19 protein-coding genes are annotated in these 22,957 nt (G+C 51.3%); 11 read left to right on the forward strand and 8 right to left on the reverse strand.

Annotation, left to right across the window (positions count from 1 at the left end):
* The first annotated feature begins 74 nt into the window (after positions 1–74).
* On the forward strand, positions 75–2,222 hold the full coding sequence (locus KG631_RS03960) for a TonB-dependent siderophore receptor (RefSeq protein WP_213995572.1): 2,148 nt from the start codon (positions 75–77) through the stop codon (positions 2,220–2,222).
* A 188-nt stretch (positions 2,223–2,410) separates the two neighbouring features.
* On the opposite strand, the gene KG631_RS03965 is transcribed toward KG631_RS03960, so the two are convergent.
* Both KG631_RS03965 and KG631_RS03970 read right to left on the reverse strand, forming a co-directional pair.
* Complete coding sequence (locus KG631_RS03965; protein WP_301003577.1) at positions 2,411–4,525, reverse strand: TonB-dependent siderophore receptor; 2,115 nt, start codon at positions 4,523–4,525, stop codon at positions 2,411–2,413.
* A 126-nt stretch (positions 4,526–4,651) separates the two neighbouring features.
* A complete protein-coding gene (locus tag KG631_RS03970) occupies positions 4,652–6,088 on the reverse strand; it encodes a PLP-dependent aminotransferase family protein (protein ID WP_213995574.1) in 1,437 nt (478 codons plus the stop codon).
* 102 nt (positions 6,089–6,190) lie between these two features.
* Between KG631_RS03970 and KG631_RS03975 the strand changes: the two genes are divergently transcribed.
* Positions 6,191–6,589 (forward strand): GNAT family N-acetyltransferase, encoded by a 399-nt coding sequence (locus KG631_RS03975; RefSeq protein WP_213995575.1) that lies wholly within the window; start codon positions 6,191–6,193, stop codon positions 6,587–6,589.
* 15 nt (positions 6,590–6,604) lie between these two features.
* Entirely contained in the window at positions 6,605–7,225 is a 621-nt protein-coding gene (locus KG631_RS03980) for an FMN-binding negative transcriptional regulator (RefSeq protein ID WP_213995576.1), read from the forward strand.
* A gap of 9 nt (positions 7,226–7,234) precedes the next feature.
* Here the strand turns inward: KG631_RS03980 and KG631_RS03985 are convergent, their stop codons facing one another.
* On the reverse strand, positions 7,235–8,542 hold the full coding sequence (locus KG631_RS03985; protein ID WP_213995577.1) for a TIGR00366 family protein: 1,308 nt from the start codon (positions 8,540–8,542) through the stop codon (positions 7,235–7,237).
* Between the two features lie 115 nt (positions 8,543–8,657).
* On the reverse strand, positions 8,658–9,044 hold the full coding sequence (locus tag KG631_RS03990; RefSeq protein WP_213995578.1) for a DUF4168 domain-containing protein: 387 nt from the start codon (positions 9,042–9,044) through the stop codon (positions 8,658–8,660).
* Between the two features lie 154 nt (positions 9,045–9,198).
* Between KG631_RS03990 and KG631_RS19170 the strand changes: the two genes are divergently transcribed.
* The 3 genes from KG631_RS19170 to KG631_RS04005 are packed head-to-tail and all read left to right on the forward strand — an operon-like array spanning position 9,199 to position 12,896.
* Positions 9,199–10,689 (forward strand): ATP-binding protein, encoded by a 1,491-nt coding sequence (locus KG631_RS19170; RefSeq protein ID WP_213995579.1) that lies wholly within the window; start codon positions 9,199–9,201, stop codon positions 10,687–10,689.
* A gap of 9 nt (positions 10,690–10,698) precedes the next feature.
* Positions 10,699–12,066 carry a sigma-54 dependent transcriptional regulator gene (locus KG631_RS04000; protein ID WP_213995580.1) on the forward strand — a complete coding sequence of 456 codons (1,368 nt, stop codon included), beginning with the start codon at positions 10,699–10,701 and terminating at the stop codon, positions 12,064–12,066.
* Entirely contained in the window at positions 12,063–12,896 is an 834-nt protein-coding gene (locus tag KG631_RS04005) for an ATP-binding cassette domain-containing protein (protein ID WP_213995581.1), read from the forward strand. Before KG631_RS04000 ends, KG631_RS04005 begins: the two co-directional genes overlap by 4 nt.
* On the opposite strand, the gene KG631_RS04010 is transcribed toward KG631_RS04005, so the two are convergent.
* Positions 12,879–13,280, reverse strand: coding sequence for a hypothetical protein (locus KG631_RS04010; RefSeq protein WP_213995582.1), 402 nt, complete (start codon positions 13,278–13,280; stop codon positions 12,879–12,881). The genes KG631_RS04005 and KG631_RS04010 overlap by 18 nt on opposite strands.
* A gap of 179 nt (positions 13,281–13,459) precedes the next feature.
* Between KG631_RS04010 and KG631_RS04015 the strand changes: the two genes are divergently transcribed.
* Positions 13,460–14,563 carry an SLC13 family permease gene (locus KG631_RS04015; RefSeq protein WP_301003578.1) on the forward strand — a complete coding sequence of 368 codons (1,104 nt, stop codon included), beginning with the start codon at positions 13,460–13,462 and terminating at the stop codon, positions 14,561–14,563.
* Between the two features lie 120 nt (positions 14,564–14,683).
* Here KG631_RS04015 and KG631_RS04020 read toward each other — a convergent pair whose 3' ends face one another.
* From KG631_RS04020 to KG631_RS04030, 3 genes are all read right to left on the reverse strand, one after another.
* On the reverse strand, positions 14,684–15,751 hold the full coding sequence (locus tag KG631_RS04020; protein WP_213995583.1) for an MBL fold metallo-hydrolase: 1,068 nt from the start codon (positions 15,749–15,751) through the stop codon (positions 14,684–14,686).
* 26 nt (positions 15,752–15,777) lie between these two features.
* Positions 15,778–16,689, reverse strand: a complete 912-nt coding sequence (locus KG631_RS04025; RefSeq protein ID WP_213995584.1) for a pepsin/retropepsin-like aspartic protease family protein — start codon at positions 16,687–16,689, stop codon at positions 15,778–15,780.
* A 135-nt stretch (positions 16,690–16,824) separates the two neighbouring features.
* Positions 16,825–18,678: a DNA-binding protein gene (locus KG631_RS04030; RefSeq protein ID WP_213995585.1), complete on the reverse strand. Its 1,854-nt coding sequence runs from the start codon at positions 18,676–18,678 to the stop codon at positions 16,825–16,827.
* Positions 18,679–18,847: 169 nt separating this feature from the next.
* Between KG631_RS04030 and KG631_RS04035 the strand changes: the two genes are divergently transcribed.
* The 4 genes from KG631_RS04035 to KG631_RS04050 all read left to right on the forward strand — a co-directional run bounded on the left by KG631_RS04035 (position 18,848) and on the right by KG631_RS04050 (position 22,949).
* Positions 18,848–20,884 (forward strand): DNA topoisomerase III, encoded by a 2,037-nt coding sequence (locus KG631_RS04035; protein WP_213995586.1) that lies wholly within the window; start codon positions 18,848–18,850, stop codon positions 20,882–20,884.
* A gap of 91 nt (positions 20,885–20,975) precedes the next feature.
* Positions 20,976–21,740 carry a peptidylprolyl isomerase gene (locus KG631_RS04040; protein WP_213995587.1) on the forward strand — a complete coding sequence of 255 codons (765 nt, stop codon included), beginning with the start codon at positions 20,976–20,978 and terminating at the stop codon, positions 21,738–21,740.
* A gap of 212 nt (positions 21,741–21,952) precedes the next feature.
* Positions 21,953–22,651: an AAA family ATPase gene (locus KG631_RS04045; RefSeq protein WP_213995588.1), complete on the forward strand. Its 699-nt coding sequence runs from the start codon at positions 21,953–21,955 to the stop codon at positions 22,649–22,651.
* Complete coding sequence (locus KG631_RS04050; RefSeq protein ID WP_301003579.1) at positions 22,638–22,949, forward strand: replication protein RepA; 312 nt, start codon at positions 22,638–22,640, stop codon at positions 22,947–22,949. Before KG631_RS04045 ends, KG631_RS04050 begins: the two co-directional genes overlap by 14 nt.
* Positions 22,950–22,957 lie beyond the last annotated feature (8 nt).

Below are 22,957 nucleotides of genomic sequence, written 5' to 3' on the forward strand. Positions count from 1 at the left end.
TATCAACACTATTGTAATTGAGAGTTATTTGCATTTAGAATGCCGGGCAATGTTAATCACAAGGAAATACCAGCATGAAGTATTCGGTGTTAGCCGGCAGCATTGCTATTGCATGCAGTCAGCCATTATTCGCAGTAGAAAAAGACCCGGCCAGTACCAGCGAAGCCGCGGTTGAAGTTATCACGGTAAAAAGTCAGCGTGGGCTTATTTCTTACGTCAGCGCTTCGGGCACCAAGTCTGATACGCCAATTATTGAAACGCCGCTATCCGTTTCGGTACTGACCGAAGAGCGGATTGCTGATCTGGGTGCGTTAACGGTGCAGGATGCGCTGGGCTATGTTTCAGGATTATATAATGGCCCTTACGGCCTGGATACCCGTGGTGACTGGGCACAAATTCGTGGTGTGTCGCCGGTGCAATATCTGGATGGCTTAAAATCGTTATTTGGCTTTTATAATAATGTACGGGTAGCACCTTATACGCTGCAGCAAATTGAAATACTGAAAGGCCCCAGTTCAGTGTTGTATGGCCAGGGGTCAATTGGCGGTATCGTTAATTTAGTCAGCAAAAAACCAGAGCCGGTGACCAGTGGCCAGCTATGGGCCCAGCTGGGCAACTATTCGCGGAAACAATTGGCGGGTGACATTACCGGTGCCTTAAATGATGATGCCTCATTGCAAGGCCGGCTGCTGGCATTGTGGCGTGACAGTGATACCCAAACCGACTTTGTACCGGATAACAGCCTGGTGCTGGCACCGTCAGTCAGCTGGCAGCCGGCTGACAATACCAAAATAACGGTGCTGGCCAATTGGCAGCAGAATGAGGCGGGTTCCAGCACCCAGTTTTTTCCGCATAAAGGCACTATTTTACCGAATGAGTTTGGCCAGATCCCAAGCAACCGCTTTGTCTCCGAACCGGGCTTTGATAAATACGATACTGAGCAAACCGCCGTAACGGCAATTGTTGAACATGATTTATCTGCCGACTGGCAGTTGCGTCTGGCCAGCCGGTACAGTGACAGCCATGCCGATTACCATACTATGTATGGCTGGCCGCCAGTGCTGCAGGATGACAACCGCAGCGTTAACCGGGTGGTGTATTTAAGCGATGCCGATGCGCGAGCCCTGACCAGTGACTTACAGCTACATGGTAACTTTGATACCGGTGCTGTACAGCACTCCCTGGTAGCCGGTTTTGATTATCAGCATGCCTATACCGACAACGACACCTTCTATGCGGCAAGCGGCGGTTTGCTGGATTTATATAATCCGGTTTATGGCCAGGTTGCTAACCTGCCCACCGCGGCCAATATCGCCGACAGCCCGTCCAGCACGACTTACCAGGCCGGGGTTTACCTGCAGGATAATATGAAAATCGCCGACAAGTGGCTGCTGTCGGCGGCACTGCGTCGCGACCGCGCTACCACCAAACCGCAAACGGGTAGCAGTACCAGCCAACATGCCACGACGGGCCGGCTGGGGTTAATGTACTTATTTGATGGCGGGATTTCACCCTATCTGAGTTTCAGCGAATCGTTTGAACCCTTGCTGGGCACAGATGCCTTCGGCAAACCGTTCCAGCCGAAAACAGGCCAACAGTGGGAGGCGGGTTTAAAATATCAACCCAAAGGCACGGAACATCTGTTAACCGCCGCTGTGTTTGATATTACCGAGCAGAATCGCACCACCACCCTGTCGGCAGCTCAGGCGGCAGACCCGGCGGTAATTAACCCCAACGGCCAGGTGCAGGATGGCGAAGTAACGTCTAAAGGCCTCGAGCTGGAAGCGCAGCTGGCCTGGGACGAGCTGGATATTTACGCTAGCTATGCCTATATCGATGCTTATATCAGCCAGAGTAATACCCTGGCTGAGCTGGGCGCAACCTTAGCAGCGCAGCCGGATCAGTTAGCATCACTCTGGGCCACCTGGCGCCCGGCGGTACTTGCTAACTGGCAGTTTGGCGCCGGTGTGCGTTATCTGGGTGAAACGTCAGATGGTACCGCCTATGTTGAGCAAAACGGTGTGGTATTAAACCAGCCGCTGACTACCGCCAGCTATACCCTGTTTGATGCAATGCTGGGTTACAATTTTGGTGCTTACAGCCTGAGCCTGCAAGCACAGAATATTACTGATAAAACGGTGATTACCTCTTGTTTAGCCCGTGGTGATTGTTTCTACGGTCAGCGCCGCGCTATTAGTGCTAACCTGCGGTATAACTTCTAACCGGGCGGGAAGAAGCATGACTGGTTTGCTTTAAATCAACCGGTGGAGGCCATGGATGGCCCGACGAATGGAGCCTCATGGATAATTTATGGCGTGTTGATGTGAGCAAACCATGTCATGCAGAGTTTGTCAGATTACACAGACAAAAATGGCCGCAAACGCGGCCATTTTTATTATCAGCTTTTTATTTAAAACGACCAGGTTACGCCGAGGCTGAAGTTACGTGGTGCGCCGTAATTATATTGTTGGGTTAAGCCGTTATAATAGGTTTTATCAAACAGGTTATGCACGTTCATTTGTACCGAGAATTGCGCGTTAATCTCATAGCGCGCCATCAGGTTAGCCAGCACAAAGCTGTCCTGTTTTATCTGATAGGTTTGATCGCTCAGCAACAGCGGCAGCACATCACTGTACGATTCACTCTCCCAACTGAGGCCTGCGCCCACAGTTAAGCCAGCCAGCGCCTCGAAAAACTGATAGGTGGAGAACAGGTTCAGTTTTTTGCGTGGATGGTTAACATTGATATCTGCGCCGTTACTGGCTTCAGCTTTAAACTGTGAATAGCCGGCACTGATATTCCAGCTGTCATTAACCCGGCCAATAACTTCCAGTTCAAAGCCTTCACTGGTGGCGCCTCTGGCGGCAAATGACGGGAAAAAATTGTTCTCCGGGTCATTATACGCGGCATCGGCCTGCGCTAAATTATCCTGCTCAATCCGGAATACCGCTAGCGCCGTTTGTAAGGCGCCGTCCAGATAACTGCTTTTCAGGCCGAGTTCCTGATTACTGCCGGTTACAGCATCCAGAAAATCACCATTGCGGTCATAGGCATTTTGCGGCATAAAAATTTCGGTGTGACTGGCGTACAACATATGGTCGTCTGTTAACTGATAGGTCAGGCCAACATAGGGCACAAACTGGCTATCGCCAAAATCCTGTACTGCCCCGTAGTTGGTGCCGGCACGTTGCCAGTCTGTGTAGCGGCCACCGGCAATCAGCTTAAGCTGCTCGGTTATGGCAAAGCGGGTTGCGGCGTACAGGCCTTGCTGTTCAGTATCCAAATCGACATCTTTAGTCGGGGTGGCGGCCCAGCCAGGCTCAGCCACACTGCCGTCCCAGTTATAGAAGTTACCGGTACCCGGCCACTCCAGGGCAGCATACACCAGCACTTCAGATTGCTGTTCACTGTGCAGCGCGCCTACTACCACTTCATGCTCGCGCCCCAGTAAGCTGTAACTGCCCTGTAACTGTATATCCAGGCTGTCCTGCTGGCTGAAGCCTTCACTGTTATATGGCCAGGCAATCAGGCCTTCACCCGTGTCGATATCAGCGGCACCATAAATGTACAGCAGGCGGGTGTCGGCGGTATTTTTGTTGTGGTTGTAGTTGGCTTTTAGCTGCCAGCCGTTATTGAACTGCTTCAGCAGGCTGACAAAGTGGTTTTTGCTGGTCGAATCCCAGCGGGTCCAGTCGGCAGCGGTGGTAGTTGCACGGTCCCAGTTAGTTGGCGTATCGTCACTGAATAACGGCGGCAAGGCGCCCCAGGTAGAGGCCGTCGGGTTATTGTCCTGATAGCTGCTGCCCAGGCTAAGCGAGATGCCATGCTCAAAATCGGCATCCAGCACCCCGTACAATACGGTTTTATCTTCTTTTGCTAAATCGCGGAAGCTATCGCTGTTCTCTTTCTTCGCTACCAGCCGGGCCCGGATATTGCCGTCGCTAGTGAGTGGTGTGCTGATATCAGCAGTAATATGACGCTGATTCCAACTGCCAATACCGCCTTCGACGCTGCCACTTAATTCGCGGGCATTGGCATGCTTGCGCACCAGATTAATTGAAGCTGATGGCTCACCCACGCCGGTCAGCAGGCCGGTGGCACCGCGTACCACTTCTATCCGTTCATAAATCACCACATCAGTAATGGTTTCACCGGAATCGCCTGCTAAACTCCAGGCCAGTGGCACACCGTCCAGCTGAAATTTATCGATATCAAAACCGCGGGCACTAAAGGTGTTACGGGTGCTGTCAAAGGCTTTAGAGGTCAGCCCCGGCGTTTGCGTTACCGCATCCGCAATTGAACTGATATCTAAATCTTTAATCCGCTGCGCTGTCATCACACTGACGGACTGCGGTGTTTCCAGCAGTGTCAGGCCCAGGCCAGTGGCGGTATCAATGGTTTCATTTACTGTGTAATTACCTGTGACGGTAATAGTTTCTACTGCTTGCTCATCATTAGTTTGCGCTATTGCCGCTGCAGGCAGCCAGGCCAGTTGTACGGCCAATGCCAGTTTTAATTTATTCATGGTTAACTGCATACTCACCTCCGAAATTGGCGCTGATCATACAGTAATGATAACCATTATCAATACTGTTCGTGCTGGCGATCAGTTTTTATTTTCGGGATCCCGCCAGGCAAGGCCATTACGGCTTTAGGCGGCGGTCAGCGCCCGCTCGAGCAGGCCAATAAAATCCAGCAAGCTGGGCTCGTCAGCATCAGCAATACCAATTACTAAGCCGCGTTCAGCTTCTTTTAAAAAACAATAGCGGCTAAATGGCTGCAGTTTAAAGCCATGCTGATTAATGTCCCGGCACAATGCGACATCATCTTTCAGGCCGGGCAGCAGCAAGCTCAGGTGCAGGCCGGCGTCCTGGGCCAGAATGGTAGCTGCAGGAAAATGCTGCTGCAGCAGGTGCACAGCACGTTGTTTTTGCTGCTGATAGCAGCGGCGCATTCTGCGCAGGTGGCGGTTAAAATGGCCCTCGTCAATAAAGTCGGCCAGCACGGCCTGGGGCAGCAAAGGCACATCACCATGCAATGCCTGCAACATCGCACTGGCCTGGCCTGCCAGTTCCGATGGTAGCACCAGGTATCCCAGGCGCAACGCCGGAAACAGGGTTTTACTAAACGAGCCGGCAAACATTACGCCTTGGCCATTCGCCAGCCCCTGCAAGCTGGCCATTGGCCGGTGGCGGTACTGAAATTCGCTGTCGTAGTCGTCTTCTACCAGCCAGCACTGCGCAGCACTGGCCCAGTTCAGTAAGGCCAGACGCTGGCTTAGCGGCATAATGCCGCCGCAAGGGTACTGATGGGATGGTGTCAGAAACAATGCTTTCGCCTGACTGGCGAGCGGTAAGCTGGCAGGATCCAGGCCGCTTGTGCTGGCCGCTGGCAGAAAGCCAATATCCAGTTCTGCCAGTTGCAGTGCCTGCTGTAATCTGGGATAGCCTGGCGATTCCATTAAAACGCGCTGGCCGCTGCGGCCAACCAGTTTGGCGGCGATAAATAGCGCCTGCTGGGCACCGGCCGTAATTAGAATGGTATTTTCATCACAAACCAGTTGCCGGGACTGCCGCAAATATTGCACCAGTGCCCGGCGCAGTGGCAAATAACCCAGCGGCTCAGTGGCCATGCCACATAGCGCTGGGCGATTAGCATGACGTTGCAGCAATTGCTGCCACTGCCGGAACGGAAATTGTCGCAACGCTGATACCCCGGGTTGCAAGCGGCCCGCGGGTGCAGATGCTTTGGCGCTTAGACCATAGTGCTGGCTGGATAACGCCGCTACTGCTTTGGCGCCTGGCGGGTCGGCAGCAAAAAAGTGATCCGGTAGTACCGCGACAATGGCATAACCGCGGCCGTGCTGTGCTTCAATATAGCCTTCTGCCACTAACTGTTGTAATGCCTGTTGCACGGTGCTGCGGCTTAGCTGCAGATCTGCAGCCAGTTGCCGCTCGGAGGGCAACAATGTCCCCGCGGGCCATGACTGGCCAAGCAATTGCTGGCGCAGGCTAAGATATAACTGGCGGTGTAATTCGCCAGCACCTGTTAAGGTCAGGGCGTCGGTACTCAGGCGAAAGGCTGGCAACTGGTCTGCTCCATTTGTTAAAACTGGTTATTTATATCATGCCAGTTTAGCGGTGCAATAGCGCCAGGCCCAATAGATAAAAGCACAACAGGACAGGTCGCTATGTCATTCACATTTACCGTTGAAACTGAGCTTAACCCCGATGAGGCAATTGCGTTGTATATTGCTTCGGGCATTAACCGCCCGACTGAGCAGCCTGCGCGGATGCAGCGCATGTTGCAGCACGCCAATTTAGTGATTACCGCACGCCAGGATGGCAAGTTGGTGGGATTAGCCCGCTGCTTAACCGATTATAGCTTCGTGGTGTATATCGCTGATTTGCTGGTTGATAAAGCCTGGCAGCAACAAGGCATTGGTGCGCAGTTGCTGGCCGAAGTGCAGCGGCATACCGGGCCGCAGGTGCAGCAGTTGTTGTTAAGCGCGCCATCAGCGATGGAATATTACCCCAAAGTGGGCTTTCAGCCGCTTAACAATGCTTTTGCCATCGCCCGTAAAGCGTAGCGACAGGAGTACCAGATGCTGTATTGTCCGCCAAAAATGGCCTTTACTGACAAAAACTCACTACACGATTTTATAACTCAGCACAGTTTTGGCGCCCTGATCAGTACGCCATTCTTCTGCAGTCATTTACCCTGGCTGTTGCAGCGTGAAGAGGGGGAGCACGGTGTATTATATGGCCATATCGCCCGGCAGAATCCGCACTGGCAGCAACTTAACAAACAACAGGTGCTGATTACTTTCACCGGCCCGCATGCCTATATTTCGCCACGCTGGTATCAAACCGAAAAAGCGGTGCCAACCTGGAACTACGCCGTCGCTCAGGTGCTGGGCCAGGCAGAATTGCTGCAGCCTGCAGCAACGCGGGCACATCTGGCATTACAGATCGCCAAATATGAGCCTGATGTCGCCGCCGCAATGATAAAAATGCCGGACACTTACCAGCAAAAACTGGCAGCGGCTATTGTCGGGGTAAAAGTAACCATTACCGAACTTAGCGGCAAATTGAAGCTGGGCCAGCACAGAAGTGTGGCCGATCAGCAGGGCGTATTTGCGGCGTTAAGCAATAATCCAAAGCCCGAAGCGCAAGCACTGGCGGCGTTAATGCAGCAGTTACAATTGGCAACGGGTGTTAGTTGAGTTTTTCAGTCAGGCAAAACGCAGCACCAGACTAATAATTATGCCGGTAACAACCAGCTGCAGCAGGCAAAAGCCCATAATGTCTTTGGCTTTTAAGCCGGCTATTGCCAGTACCGGTAGGGCCCAGAACGGTTGAATAAGGTTAGTCCAGGCATCACCCCAGGCAACGGCCATCGCTACCCGGCTGACATCGGCCCCCAGCTCCAGTGCTGCGGGCAGCATAATGGGGGCCTGCACTGCCCACTGGCCGCCGCCGGAGGGCACGAATATATTGACGATACCAGCGCTGATAAAGCTCCAGAACGCCAGTGTCTCGGCTGTGGCAAAGCTGACAAACCACTGCGACATACTTTGTGCCAGCCCCGATTGCACCATAATCGCCATAATGCCGGCGTAAAACGGAAACTGGATCACTATACCGGCCCCGCCCTGTATTGCCTGCTGCAGGCTGTGTAGCAAGCGCCGCGGTGTGCCATGCAGCACTATGGCCAGAAACAAAAACAGATAATTGACGATATTCAGGTTCAGTGTGCCGCCCGCTACAAAGTACTGCAGCAGATAAGCGAGTCCGGCAAACCCCACCAGTAAACCCAGCAACAGGCTGTTTTCCAGCTTGTCAGCCGGCCGAGCGTTATCGCTCTGCGGCAGTGGTGCATCCTGCAGCTTGGCTGGGTCGACATAGACACTATCGCCGGCTTTAGGCAGCATCAGATAATTGACCAGCGGTATGGCAACAAATAGTAACGCCAGTAACAGCAGATTAAAGCTGGCAAAAATAGTATTGCCGGTGCTGATAACTCCAATTTGGGTTTCACTGAAATGACCGGGCGTGGCAATAGTCAGTGGCACCGACCCCGCTAAGCCGCCGTGCCAGACCACAAAACCGGAATAGGCACTGGCCACCAGTAAGCGGTAATCGACTTTTACCCGGCGGGCCAGCGCTTTGGCAAATAAAGCGCCTACCACTAAGCCAAAGCCCCAGTTCAGCCAGCTGGCAATAAGGGATACCACTGTAACCAGAATAATCGCCTGACCAGCTGAGCGGGCCAGCCCGGCCAGGCGATTAAGCATGGCGGTAACCAGTGGCGTACTGGCCAGCATAAAACCGGTTACCAGCACCAGCAACATTTGCATCGAAAAGCTCAGCAGGCCCCAGAAACCATCGCCCCAGTATTGCAATACCTGCAGCGGCGCTTGTTGTTCAAGCAGCACGGCCGCGGCAAAAACGACCAGGCTTAGCAATAATACAAAAATATAAGGATCAGGCAGGTAACGGTCGACCAGTTTTACCAGGGGTTTGGCAGCAGCATTTAACATGGCAGGCTCTTTGGCTAGGTTTTGAATAAAGTGTCGGAATACTTATACCTTAGCCAGTTTGCCCCAAAATGAAAAGGCACCTTGCGGTGCCTTTGTCGGAGGAGGATAAAATTGGTTATTCGGTATCGGCCATTTCCAGAATACGGTTGCGCAGCTCTTCATCCTGCTGTGCCTGTTGAGCAATTTGATTGTATTCTTCAGTTGATAAGCCAGAAGACTGCACAGCCTCTACCATTTCCTGTTGAGCTGCCTGCTGAATTTTCTGCGCTTCAGCGGCGTCTTCGGCGTTCTGAAACTCCGCTTCATATTTGCTGCCGACTTGCTGCACACCTTCCATCGCCATGCTGAACTTCAACAAAGTAGCGTCGTCAAAATTTTTCATTTCCATTTGCGGTTGTGCCTGAGCCGGCGGCGTTGCCGGATTGGCCTGCGCCTGAGCTAACTGAGCGGTGCCTGCCATGGTTAAGCCTGCTAGTACAACTGCCAGATATGATTTACGCATAGGTTTCTCCTTTATTTGAGTTCATCCTTACTATAGCCAGTTCCGTGCCAACATATAAAACCTAAATAAATCATAAGCTTAAATTAATTTAAGTTGGCGTTCAGTTAATAAGGTGCATTTTTATGTATACTTTAGACACACTAAAGGAGGGGTTGTGACAAAACTAACCAACTTATGGCGCTGGCCGCTGGCCAGTTTGCAGCGACGTTTATTTTTTTATGTGGTGTTGCCGATGTTATTGTTGGCTGCGCTGGCTATGCGGTTTGGCCTGAGCTTTACAAATACACTGGTAGCCGACAGTTTGCGGTCTGATCTGGAGCTGATAGGCCGGGCAATCCGGGTGCCAATCAGTGATGCTTTATTGCAGCAGGATACCGCTACTATTACCACTTATCTGGAGTCAGTATTTACCATTGGCCGGGTATATGGTGCCTCAGTTTATGATACCGACGGCGGCCTGGTTGCGGCCAGCGGCGTGACCGAGCGCGATTTGTCACGCAGTCTGGTCGCCTCAGAGGTAGTACGAACCGGCCAGTTACAGGATAGTTATCGTTCGGTATCGGGTGAGTCAGTATTTTCGCAGTTTCTGCCCATTGTCGACCGTTCCGGCCGGATCCACGGCCTGTTACAAATAAACCGCAAACAAAGTGATTTTTCCAAATCATTAAACCAACTGGCTGAGCTGGCTTGGCTCAGCTGGCTGGCACTGGCGGTATTAAGCTTGCTTATTATGTGGTTAGGCCATAGCAGCGCGGTGGGTCAGCCGGTTGCCCGGTTAGTGGCAAGCATGCGCCGGGTAGCCGCTGGTGACAGCCAGCACCGGGCTGATAGCAACGGCCCGACCGAGTTGCAAGAGTTGAGCCGGGGCCTGAACAGCATGCTGGACCACATAAATAACAGCAATGCCGCTATTTTGCGCCAGCAACAGGAGCGGGAGAAACTGGCACAGCAGTTAAAAGCTCAGGAAACGATGGCAGCCGTTGGCCAGGTGGTTAGTGGTGTCGCTCATGAGCTTGGGGCACCGCTCAGTGTAATAGATGGCCGGGCCCAGCGCCTGCTGCGTCAGCAAACTGATGACGACAGTAAACGCCAGCTGGAAGCGGTGCGGGGCCAGGTCGCCCGGTTAAACCGGATGGTGCAGCAATTACAGGCCTTTGCTCACACCCCGGTGGCGCCCCAACAGCAAATTGCCCTGGACCAGTTGTTGCAACAAGCGCTGCACAGTTTAAGTTTCGAGCAACAAGAGCAGGATGTTATACCAAAGCTGGCGCCAGGTTATCCGCAGCTTAGCCTGCAAGCCGATGTGCCGCGGTTGGAACTGGCATTGGTTAATGTTTTACGTAATGCCATGCAAGCTGCTCACAGCCGGGTTGAGTTAAGCGCTGAAATTCAGGGTACTGAGCTGTGGCTGCGGGTTCAGGACGACGGCCCTGGCTTGCCCACCAGCCTGACGGCTGACGAACTGGTTGCGCCTTTTGTCTCAACCAAAGTGCAGGGTAAAGGTACCGGGCTTGGCCTGGCGATTGTGCAGCAAATTGTCCAGGCACATCAGGGGCGGGTGTTGTTACACAATCTGGCAGCAGGCGGCTGTGAAGTCTGCCTGATCCTGCCATTAACTTCAGCATCGGCAGCCTCATCAGTATAGGAGTAAGTTATGGCAGGCCCACAACAGATAGCCGTGGTGGAGGACGACCCGGCTTTAAAAGAACTGCTGCAGGAAGAGCTGACCGGGCTGGGGTATCAGGTTAGTGCCTGCGACAGTGCCGAGGCGCTACTGGCGCTTTTGGCTGAGCAGCAGTTTTCGCTGGTGATAAGCGATATCCGTTTGCCCGGGATCAGCGGTATGGAGCTGCTGACTCAACTTAAACAGCGCAATGAACCACCAGCATTGTTGCTAATCACCGCCTTCGGTACCGTGCGTCAGGCTGTCGCCGCGCTGAAACAGGGTGCGGATGACTTTCTGACAAAACCGCTGGATCTGGAGCATCTGGCATTAGCTGTTCAGCGTTTATTGCAACGCCAGGCGTTGCAGCAGGAAGTGCAGCAGTTGCGCCAATCAACCCGCCAGACCGGCCCGGGTGGGTTGGTGGGTAACAGCCGGGCGATGCGTCTGCTGTATCAACAAATTGCCCAGCTGGCCCCGGCGCAGGGGGCTGTGCTTATTTTGGGGGAAAGTGGCACTGGTAAAGAACTGGTAGCGCGGGCAATTCACCAGCAAAGCCCGCGAAATGCTAAACCTTTTATCGCCGTAAATTGCGCCGGTATTCCGGCCGAGCTGATGGAAAGTGAGTTTTTTGGTCATGCTGCCGGCGCTTTTACCGGGGCCCGCAATGCCCGTACCGGCTTATTAAAAGAAGCCGATGGCGGGACCTTATTGCTGGACGAAATTGCCGAAATGCCGCTGTTATTGCAGGCCAAACTGCTGCGGGTATTGCAGGAAGGTAAAATCCGGCCGGTGGGTAGTGATCAGGAAGTAGCAGTTGATGTGCGTATTCTGGCAGCGACCCATCAGGATTTAGAACAAAAAGTCGAGCAGGGTGAATTCAGGGCTGATTTATTCTACCGGCTGGAAACCTTCAGCCTGGCCGTGCCGCCACTGCGCCAGCGCGCCGAAGACTTAGAACTGCTGGCGAATCATTTTGTCAGCCAGTTTCAGCAGCAACAACAAAAAGCAGTGCAGGGCTTAAGTCAGCCGGCCTTAGATTGTCTGTATCGTTACCCGTTTCCCGGTAACGTTCGCGAACTGCAAAATGCCATCGAGCGCGCTTTTACCTTTGCCAGTGGCCAGCACATTGCGGTGGCTGATCTGCCCGAACGGATCCGTAACTACCAACCGCCAGCCAACAGTGACGCCCTGCCAGCCAACAAAAGCTGGCCAACTTTGCAACAACTGCAGCAAAATTATGTACAACAGGTGCTTAATCATACTGCTGGTAATAAGCAACGGGCGGCGCAGATCCTGGGGATTACCCGCCGCACCCTGTATCGCTGGCTGGAAGAGCCATCGGCGGAACCGGAATGAACCCGGTTAGTGTCATTATCAGCCAGCTGCAGCTGACACCTGCGGCAGACGCTGCGTATAAGCAGTTATTGTTACAACTGCTCAAGCCATTATTGACTTTGCCAACACCCGCTGTCATTGGTATCAGTGGAGCCCAGGGCACAGGGAAAAGCACCCTGGCAAGGGCTCTGACCGAGTTGTTGGTGTCCAGAGGGATTGCCGCCGGCAGCGTATCGCTGGACGATTACTATCTGAGTCAAGCGCAACGGCAACAGCTGGCGCAAACTATTCACCCGTTGCTGGCGCAGCGCGGTGTGCCGGGCACCCATGATATACAACAGGCTATTCGTGATGCTAAAGCCGTGCTGGCTGGCCAGCCGGTGGCCTTGCGCCAGTTTGATAAAGTGTTGGACGAGCCTGTTGCTGCTTTGCCGGCACAACAGCTGGATCTGTTAATAGTCGAAGGCTGGTGTCTGGGCATCCAGCCCCAGGCAGAGGCTGATCTGGCTGTGCCGGTGAATACAATGGAAGCGCTGGAAGATACAGTGGGCCAGTGGCGGCACTATGTTAACCAGCAACTGGCAGGCGCTTACGCCGATTACTGGCAACTGTTAAAACCGCTGGTCTGGCTACAAGCACCTGACTGGGAATGCATTTGCCGCTGGCAGGCCCAGCAGGAACAGCAACTGAGGCAAGCACGTGGCCGTGGTATGAGTGACAATGAACTTGCGCGCTTTATGCTGCCATTTCAGCGCTTAACCCTGGCCAGTTGGCAACAGCTGCCAGCTATTGTCACCGCAACCGTGCTGTTGGATCAACAGCACATACCCACCTTACTGGCTGCTGATTAACTGCAGCACCGGTTGTAAGGTGCGACCAAAGTGAAGTTGCAGGGTGGTTTGCTGGCGCGGTGCCAGCCGTATTTCAAATTCCTGCGGAAATATCCGGGTACAATCGGCCATAACTGCAACGATATGATCCTGATTATATATCCGCTGGCCACCGGCGCTGTTAGTCAGGGTAACAATCGCCACCCGCTCACCATTATCGGCGGCCAGCAAGGCATAATTATCCAGTTGCAGTTCGCTGCGCTTGGGGACAATATTTTTGTCGCGCTCACAGCTCAACTGGACATTTTGCAACGGAGAGGGCTCAAAACGCAGCACCTGCTCCGGATCAGGTTCGTAAGCAAAGGCAGGCACGCTTACTACAGCAAACAACAGCCAGAACTTCATGGGTTATCCTTGTAATTTACAAAGACGTTACATTAGCGGTTTTATTGCCTGACGCCTAGTTCCTTGCCAGAAAAACCCCCTATTTTTTGACCTAAGCAGGCGGCTGGTTGAATCTGCGATACAGCCCGGGTGTTAAGCGTTAGAATAGCGACATTACTCTGTTAATTAGTGTTTTCACTATGCCGCTGATACGCCGGGTCTTATCCCGTCTTACCGGGGATTATTTATTACTGACACTGCTGATGCTGCTGCCGTTATTGTTATGGCTGCAGCCTACGTCAGTGCATGGTGTAATTGTCCTGATAGACTGGCATACCGTAGCCGCGCTGGCTGGCCTGATGCTGCTAAGCCGGGCATTAGAAGACAGTGGTTATCTGGCGCGGTTTGCCGCCAGGTTGTTGCCGTGCTGCCACTCTGAACGGCTGTTAGCATTGCTGCTACTAGTCTTTGCTGCGCTATTGTCAGCCATCGTTACCAATGATGTGGCCTTATTTATTCTGCTGCCTGTTACCTTAACTATTGGTCGCCTAACCGGTGTAGCTGTGGGTCGGCTGATTATTTTTCTGGCGCTGGCGGTAAATGCCGGCTCTGCCTTAACACCGATTGGCAATCCGCAAAACCTGCTGTTGTGGCAGGCCTCCGGCTATAGCTTTTGGCAATTTTCCTTAATGATGGCGCCACTGGCGCTGAGTTTACTGCTGCTGATCCTGCTGTTAAGTTGCGCTGCCTTCAGTAGCCGTAAGCTACACATAGTGGTGCCACACGATAACAGTGCTGACAGCCGTCGCTTATTTGGTTGGTCGCTGGCTGGTTATCCGCTGATTATTCTGGCAATGGAATATCAGCTGGCGCCCGCTGCGGCCCTTGCAGTACTGCTAATCTATACGCTATTTAAGCGCGGCGTGATTCTGGGTATCGATTGGCTGCTATTACTGGTATTTATGCTGATGTTTATCGATTTGAGCCTTCTGGCGCAATTGCCACTGCTGCAGCAACTGGCAATGCAGTTAGTGGCGCTGCCCGCCGGTAGCTATAGCGGGGCAGCGTTGCTGTCGCAGCTTATTTCTAATGTGCCGGCAGCGATATTCCTGCAGCACTTTACCAATGAATGGCGGGCACTCAGTTGGGGTGTTACCGTGGGCGGTTTTGGCCTGGCTATTGGCTCGCTGGCTAATTTAATTGCGCTGCGGCTGGCAAAACAGCCGGGGCTATGGCGCGAGTTTCACTACTGGTCGCTGCCCGTTTTTGCCGGCAGCCTGGTGGTGGGATGGATACTGTTATGAGGGTTGTCAAACTAAGGTAGGAATCCTGATGGCGCAGCCGCAGAGTGTCAGAGAGTTTCGTTAGTAACCTCGGGTTGCTGTGGCGAGCATAGCGGGAGTTGCAACCGTTCCTGAGCTTTTTTACAGACTTACACTATCACCCTCATTTAAAATCAGCAGCGGCACCTGGCTATCCAGTTGCTGCTGCATATTCAGTAAGCGCAGCAATGCCGAGTGTGAGCTGTGATCGCCCATTTGCCAGCTGGCATTGCCATAACCCCAGGGGATCATCACTTTACAGCCCAGCTCGCTGGCCACCATCAGCGCATCTTCCGGGGTCATATGCACAGCCCGGTAATTGGGGCCATGGTAGGAGGCAATAGGTAGCAGGCAGATATCGATAGTGCCGTAGCGTTGCCTGATATCAGTGAAATGCTGCGAATAGCCGGTATCGCCGGCAAAAAACAGCTTACTGTCACCATGTTGAAGTAACCAGCCAGCCCAAAGCGCCTGATTTTCATCGCTGAAGGTCCGGCTGTTGAAGTGCCGTGCCGGTAACGCATGAATAGTGAGTTTGCCTTGACGGGCACTACTGTACCAGGCCATCTCGGTGGCGTTATAACCCCCGTCAGGCAGATAAGAGGCCATGCCATAGGGCAGGTAATAATGGGCGTCGGTGCCAATCCGTTTAATATCGCGGGTACTGAAATGATCATAATGCAGGTGAGAGTATAATACCGCATCGGCCCGCCGTAGCAGTTCTGCACTAAGTTCTGGCGTCGTGCGCCGTTGTTTAATGCCCGTTAAATGTGCTGCCCAACTAACCGGCCAGTCGAACTGTCCGGTTACCGGGTCCAGTAATACGTGCTGGCCATCAGGTGTTGTAATGCTGAAGCTGGCATGGCCGAGCCAATGCACATTAAAACCGCTTTTTAGTTCAGGCGCTCGTTGCGGCCCGGCGTAATGACATTGCTCTGCCGGGGCTTTGCATGCTAACTGCGGATGGGGCTTATAGCAGTTTTGTTCACAATCAGCAGGATACGGAATATTACCGTAATACATATTACGAAATGGTTGCCTGGTTTTAAGCAACTCAGCTGCGTTGTCAGGCTGGCCGGCAAGTTGCTCTACATTATTGCTGCTACTGCATCCATGCAGCCCGGTTACTATGCTCAGTAATACTATGATTGTCAGTAACCGGTACGTCATAACGTCTCTGGCTTAATCCCTGTTAATTACTGCGGTAAGGCCATATGGACATGGCCGCCTTTATAGTCGATGGTGATCAGAAAGTGCTGTAATACATCGTAGCCAATCAGGCCCTGGACTCTGCGTCCGCGGATCCGCGAACCCAGCGCGGAATGCTGGCTTTGCAGGTTAGCGGTTTCACCTTCGGCAGGTATCGAGACCAAGACGTCTTCCAGGACAAAAGGACCTATTTTAAATTCGGGGATCCTAAAGCTCTCAGTGACTGCAGTTTTATTAACACCGGAGCTCAGATGTGTTTCTACTTCAAGTTGATCTAACCAACCCAGACTTTCTGCCACTAAGCGGTCGATTAGCATGCCACCACTGTTGCCGGTATCCAGCAGTAACCAGACCTTTTTGCCCTCTGCTATTTCTACTTCAACAATCGGCATGCCACTGCCTTTATCTTGTTCAGCCCGGACATTTCTTAACTTACGCATATTAATCGCGTCTTGACTGACAAAGCGCATTTTCTGGTTAGGATAATCCAGCTGCAAAATAAACATATTAAAGAATCCGGCTCCCAGTAGCAGGGCATTTTCATGAAAGCCAAGATTTACTTCCACCAGCGAATTCAGTTTGGTATCAATGCCCAGCAAAGATATGGGTACACCATTATACGTAGTGCGCTGCTCTGTGCCATACACACCTTCAATTTTCATACTGCCAACAGCATTGAGTTTTAACTCATTTTTGCCAATAAAGCTGGTGTTGATTGCGTTAACCTGGGCACCGGTATCTAAGATGGCGTAGCCAGGTATGTTTGCTACTGTGACCGGTACTTTTACATGGCCATTTTGCTGGCTGAATTCCATCCACGGAGTGGCACTGGCCAGGCTATTTGTGCAACTAAACAGGACAGCAACGCAAAACAAAGCACGAAATGATTTTATCAGCATAAGGTTGGACTTTTTAATTATTTGTAGCTGAAGTTAGCAGTGTCCCTGAAATGAGTCAATCAGATTTTTAGCAGAGGGTGGCCGGCTTAAGTACTAAGCCGGCACAACTTATTATGTCGCGCTGTTAACTGTTATTTAATGCGCCTTCACCGAATCTTTTTGAAGATCGCGCAATTTTTGCTCCAGCTTTTCAATTTTTTCCTGCGCCTGCTCACGATAACGGGTTAGCCGTTCAATGGTGGCTGTTGCATTACTTTTAACAAAGCTGACTTGCTCTTCCAACTGTTGTTTTTGTTTGGTCCAGCCGTTCTTATCAACCAGCATTTCCTGCATTTGATCACGTTGTTGCTGCAATTCATCCCGCAGCTGCTTAATGGTTTCCCGCTGTTCTGCCTGATGATTGGCTGTTATTGCACTTTGTTCTTTCATCATATTATTACTGGCACGCAGCTGATCGACCAGTTGTTGTAAATCGGGTTGATCACTGCCTTGTTCACTTTGTACCTGTTGCAGGTGGTCAATTTGTTGCTGCAGCTCGCTGACCAGATTACGTTGAGAGTCAGCTTCTTGCTGAGCCGCTTCCCGTTCTACTTTGAGGCTGTCTAAAGCTGCTTTATGATCTGCAACCAGCTGTTGCTGTGCGGCCAGTGCCGCTTCCAGTTCCGCATTATTGTCAGGTTGCTGCTTACTTTGCAGTTTTGCCAGTTGCTTCTGTTCAATAGCAACCTGATCCAGTGCGGCATCACGCTCCTCCGTCAGGCTGGCTCGCAGCGCTTCCAGTTCGGCAACTTGCTGTAATGCCTGATCGCGCTCAGCAATAATTTCCGCTTGCTGGCCGCTGTCTGCACTGACAGCGCCACTTTCTTGTTGCGCCTGTTGCGCCTGTTGCAGCTGGTCCAGCTGTAATTGCAGCCGGCGACTTTGCGCAACCGCCTGCATTTCTGTTTTGGTTGCCTGTTGTAGTTTGTTTTCAAACTCACTGAGCATGGTTTGCAGCTCAACAATTTCATTGTTGCTTTGTTGTTGCTCTGCGGCATATTTTTTCGCAACAGTTTGCAGTTTTTCTAACTCTTGTAGCTGCTGTTGATTAAGCTGTTGCTGGTCCTGTAGTTTTTGTTCCAGAGCCAGGGCGTTAGTCAGTTTGTCCTGTAACGCCTGTTGCTCTGAGTTGGCTTCGGCAAGCTTGTTTTGCAGTTCGGCTAACTGCTGACTGTGCTGCTCGCTTTGTTGCTGCAGTTGTTGCTGTAGCGCATCGTTAGCTTGTTGCAGCGCTTTGAGCTCATCTGCTGCTTTAACAGCTTGCTGTTCAGTGGCCGCCAGTTTGTTATTCGTTTCTTCCAGTTGCTGTTGCAACTGTTGCAGCTGTTGCTGACTTTTCTGAAGTTCGTTTGCTGCTTTTTCCAGTTCTTTCTGCAGTTGCTGTTCGCTTTGTTGTCGTTCAGTTGCGGCTATTTCCAGCTCTTTGTGCAACTGATCCAGCTGCATCTGATGTTGTTCCTGAACCTGCTTTGATTCGGCCAGCTCCTGCTGCTGACTTTTTGCATGCTGCAATGCCTGATCCCGTTCATCGCGGATGGCACTGTACTTTTCTGCCTGCACGGCCAGTTGCTGTTGCTGATGGGCCAGGCTGACCTCAAGCTCTGAACGCTTTTGCTGCAGCTGCTCAAGATCTTTCTGAATTTGCTGATTATGTTCTGCGGCCTGTACTTCAGCCTGGATAGCCTGGGCTAACTGCTCATTTAACTGCTCCAGTTGTTTGCTGGCGTGTTGCTGAGCTTCCCGTTGAAAGGCCGTGACAAAGTCTTCACTAAAAGATGTTTCGGCGACGGTAGGGGTGCGGGTAGCCTGCTCGTTACGCCATTTCTGATAATGCACAACCAGACTGGCCTGAGCACCAGACACTTTGGCCAACAGATAATCGAGCGAGACCGGTTTGCCAGCTTGCTGCAATTCATCACAGATCTTTTTGACTTCACTATATTGGGTCATAGTTATACATCCGATTCACTACTTTGATTTTGCAGAACAACTTTAAACAGCACAAGAAGCATACTGTAGTCGTTTTTGACTAAAAACTAAATTTTTATCACATAATTTTTGCATTTATCTGTCATACCAACTAAATTAACTGTTAATTTATACAGTATTGGTGGTTGCTATGATTCTATACATCGCTGAAAAACCCAGTATGGCCCGCGCTATTGCTGCTGCATTACCCAAACCTCAGCAAAAAGATACCGGCTGCATCCGCCTGGCCAATGGTGATGTGATCAGTTGGTGCATAGGCCACTTACTGGAGCAGGCAGAACCACAAGACTACAACCCTGATTATAAACGCTGGCAGGCAGAGCATCTACCTATTATTCCAGAGCAATGGCAGGTAAAAGCCCGTAAATCTGCACAACAACAGCTTAGTATTTTGCAGAAGCTGATCAAGCAAGCCGACCAACTGATCCATGCCGGCGATCCTGACCGCGAAGGTCAGTTACTGGTAGATGAAGTGATTGCCTGGTGCAAAGTGCCTCAGGCAAAGCGGGACAATGTTAAACGTTTATTAATCAATGATCTGAATACAGCAGCTATTCGGCAGGCCCTTAAACAGCTGCAATCCAACAAACATTTTGTACCGCTTTCCACCTCGGCGCTGGCCCGCAGCCGGGCCGACTGGCTGTATGGCTTGAATATGACCCGGGCTTATACGCTGCGCGGTAAACTGGCGGGATATCAGGGAGTGCTGTCGGTCGGTCGGGTACAAACCCCGCTATTGGGTCTGGTGGTGCGACGTGATGCAGAAATAGCTGACTTTAGCAGTGTCACTTACTATCAGGTACAGGCGGAGCTGGTCAGTACAGACGGCGCCACTATCAACGCCTTGTGGCAGCCCAGTGAGGCCTGTGAGCCTTATCAGGATAACGAAGGGCGGATATTATTGCGGGCGCTGGCGGTTAAAGTGCAGCAGGCAGTAAAAGATCAGCCAGCAGAGGTGACCAAGTTGCAGCAGCAGGATAAAAAGCAGTATGCACCACTGCCCTACAGTTTGTCTGCTTTGCAAATTGATGCCGCCAGAACTTATGGATTAAGTGCCCAGCAAGTGCTGGATAGCTGTCAGCAATTGTATGAGCGGCATAAATTAATTACTTATCCGCGGTCAGACAGTCGGTACCTGCCAACAGCGCATTTGGCAGAGGCAGCCAAGGTAGGGCAAGCAATAATTACCAATGTACCGGCGCTTAAGGCTGCATTAGCCGGGGCAAATTTGCAGCTAAAAAGCAAGGCCTGGAACGACAGCAAAGTAGAGGCTCACCATGCCATTATTCCGACAATTAAAACATTGTCGGCTGCCAGGCTGACAGCCACTGAACAAAAACTTTATGGCCTGATTGCCCGTCAGTATCTTATGCAGTTTTACCCGGCTTGTCGCTTTTCAGACAGTAAAGCAGAGTTTCGGATTGCCGGTGGTTGCTTTGTGGCTAAAGCACGGCAGCAAATTCACCTGGGTTGGAAAGTCTTGCTACCAGCCGCCGCTGATAATGAGCGAAATGTTGTTACAACGGGCAATGAGCCACCACTGCAACAAGGCCTGCCTGCACTTGCTGTCGGGCAGCAATTGCGTTGCTGCGATAGTCAGCTGCTGGAGAAGCAAACTCAGCCGCCAGCGCCGTTTACCGATGCTACTTTGTTAAGTGCTATGACTGGTATTGGCCGTTTTGTGCAAGACCCACAAATTAAGCGGATTTTAAAGGACACTGATGGTCTGGGCACTGAAGCAACACGCTCCGGCATTATTGAGTTGTTATTTAAGCGAAACTTTTTACAGCGTGAAGGAAAACACATCCGGGCGACTATAGCAGGCAAAGCATTAATTGCGGCATTACCGCCAGAAGCCTCTTTGCCTGATATGACCGCGCGCTGGGAGGCTGCACTAAATAATATTTGCCAACGCCAGCAAAGTTATCAGGCATTTATGCAACCGCTGACAGAGAATCTGCAACGGTTAATCAGTCAGGCCGGTGCAGTAAATCCGCAGGGGCTGGGGACAGGTAAGCCTGCAAAGTGGTCATCAAAAGCAGCTAAAAAACGAGGAGCGTCAATGTTTTCTGGCAGCAAAACCAGCAAACAGCCGAAGTTATATCGCAGTAAAACGGCAACTAAAAAAAGGTCTGGTTCTGCAGCAAATACCGCGACAACTGTATGAATTAGTTAATAAGTGTAATAGCGCTGGTAAGCCGGGCGTTAGCTGATTATCCTCACTGCACTATTTATAACTGTGGGTGCAGGAGAAAGCTTTGAGTAAACTAACATTAGTATCAGCGATGGTTGCAGCCTCTATGCTGCTGGTCAGTCAGCAGGCATTGGCTACTATCGTTCAGGTTAAAACGAGTCTGGGTGATTTTGAAGTAAATTTATTTGATGAAACCACGCCGGTAACAGTGCAGAATTTTCTAAGTTACGTCAACAGTGGCCGCTACGATGAAACCGTTATTCACCGCTCGGTGCCCGGCTTTATTATCCAGGGCGGTGGTTTCCGTTTTATTGACCAACTGCCTTTAACTCCTATCCAGACCAGTGCCGCTATCGTCAATGAACCAAAGCTTTCTAACGTGCGGGCAACCATCGCTATGGCGAAGTTACCAGGCAACCCGAATAGCGCAACAAGCCAGTGGTTTATTAACCTGGCAGATAACAGCGCGGGCAGTCCGAAACTGGATATTGTAGAGGGGGCTTATACGGTGTTTGGTCAGATTAGTGCGGCCGATATGGAGGTGGTCATGGCGATTGCCAACTTGCCTACCTATAACTTTACCGGTATTCAGGGGTTACCTTTGAGAAATTATACCGCTGATGATCGTGCCGACAATGTGCCATTAAACAGTACTAATATGGTCACTGTCGAAAGCATTACTGTAGTTGATGCCAGACCAAATACGGCAGCAGGTTTAAACCCGAAACCCAACACCTTACTACCTGAGCCAGAAAGCAGTTCAGGTAGCAGCAGTCTGGCGTTACTATTACTTGGACCTTTACTATGGTGGCGTCGGCGTCAACAATAATTCTGCCAGGTTATTGATAATCAGGGATAGCGCGGCAAATTTGTTGCTGCGCTTTGTTCTGTCCTTGTTGACTATTCATTATTAAAAAACTGGTATTTATATCAATTAGTTCTGTTGAATCAGCCTGATATCGGTTTTCCTCGCCTACACTTAACTCTTTATGCATCCAATAGTGCAACTCTATGTTGTTGCTTTATAAGAAGGTGACGTGAATGATAGTGTTAGTTGGTGGTGAAAAGGGCGGTAGTGGTAAAAGCTGTCTGGCTCAGAATATAGCGGTCTATTTTTCCCGTGAGAAACAAGCCAATGTTATGCTGGTTGATTGCGATCCGCAGCGAACAACGTCTGACTGGGTACAGGAAAGGCATATGGATGCCAGTTTGCCCTGGATTAACTGCGTGCAAATGTATGGCAAAATTCGCTTTGAATTAAAAAGCCTTGAACAGCATTACGATGTGGTTGTGGTTGACTGTGGTGGCCAGGACAGTGTGGCACTTCGCTCGGCAATGGTGGTCGCCAGTCATGTGTTGTTTCCGTTGCGGCCAAAGCGGCGGGATTTAAAAACACTTGAGCATCTGGAGGACCTGGTCAGTGCCTGTAATATTGTGAACCCGGATATGATAGTCGGCTGTGTTATGACCCAGTGTCCGTCGTTACCCAACCAGGCTCCACGGATCATCGATGCCAAAGAAGTGTGTAAGTCATTTAATATCAGGGTGCTGGAAAATATTACTTATAGCCGGAATATTTATGACGATAGTGAAGAGAAAGGCTTGTCAGTAATGGATGTCGATGGTGACGGTAAAGCTGCCGGCGAAATCCGGGCAATTATTGAAGAACTCCTGGCAATGAAGGCGATACAAGAAGATGGCGCTGAGCGACCTGAAGAAAAAGTGTTTGCAGTCAAATAAACCAGCCTTTACCGCTGATGAATTTATTGATGATGCTAATAATTACGCGCTTGGCTTGCCGCGTATTGTCAGCCTGCGCAAACAATTACCGGAAGAAGACGACAGTACCCGTCTGCCAATGCGCCATGCAACCTTTACCCTGAGTGAAGAAGCGATAGCGGCATTAAATGATCTCAGTGAGCTGACCGGTGAAGCCAAGTCAAAGTTAATTCGGCGATTAATACTGCGCGCAACTCAGGCCGTGCAGCTGGAACTGACCCGGTTGCCTGCCACAAAAAATAAAACCGGCCCTGATTAGGCCGGTTT

The organism is Arsukibacterium sp. (assembly GCF_018402695.1).
Lineage (GTDB): Bacteria > Pseudomonadota > Gammaproteobacteria > Enterobacterales > Alteromonadaceae > Alishewanella.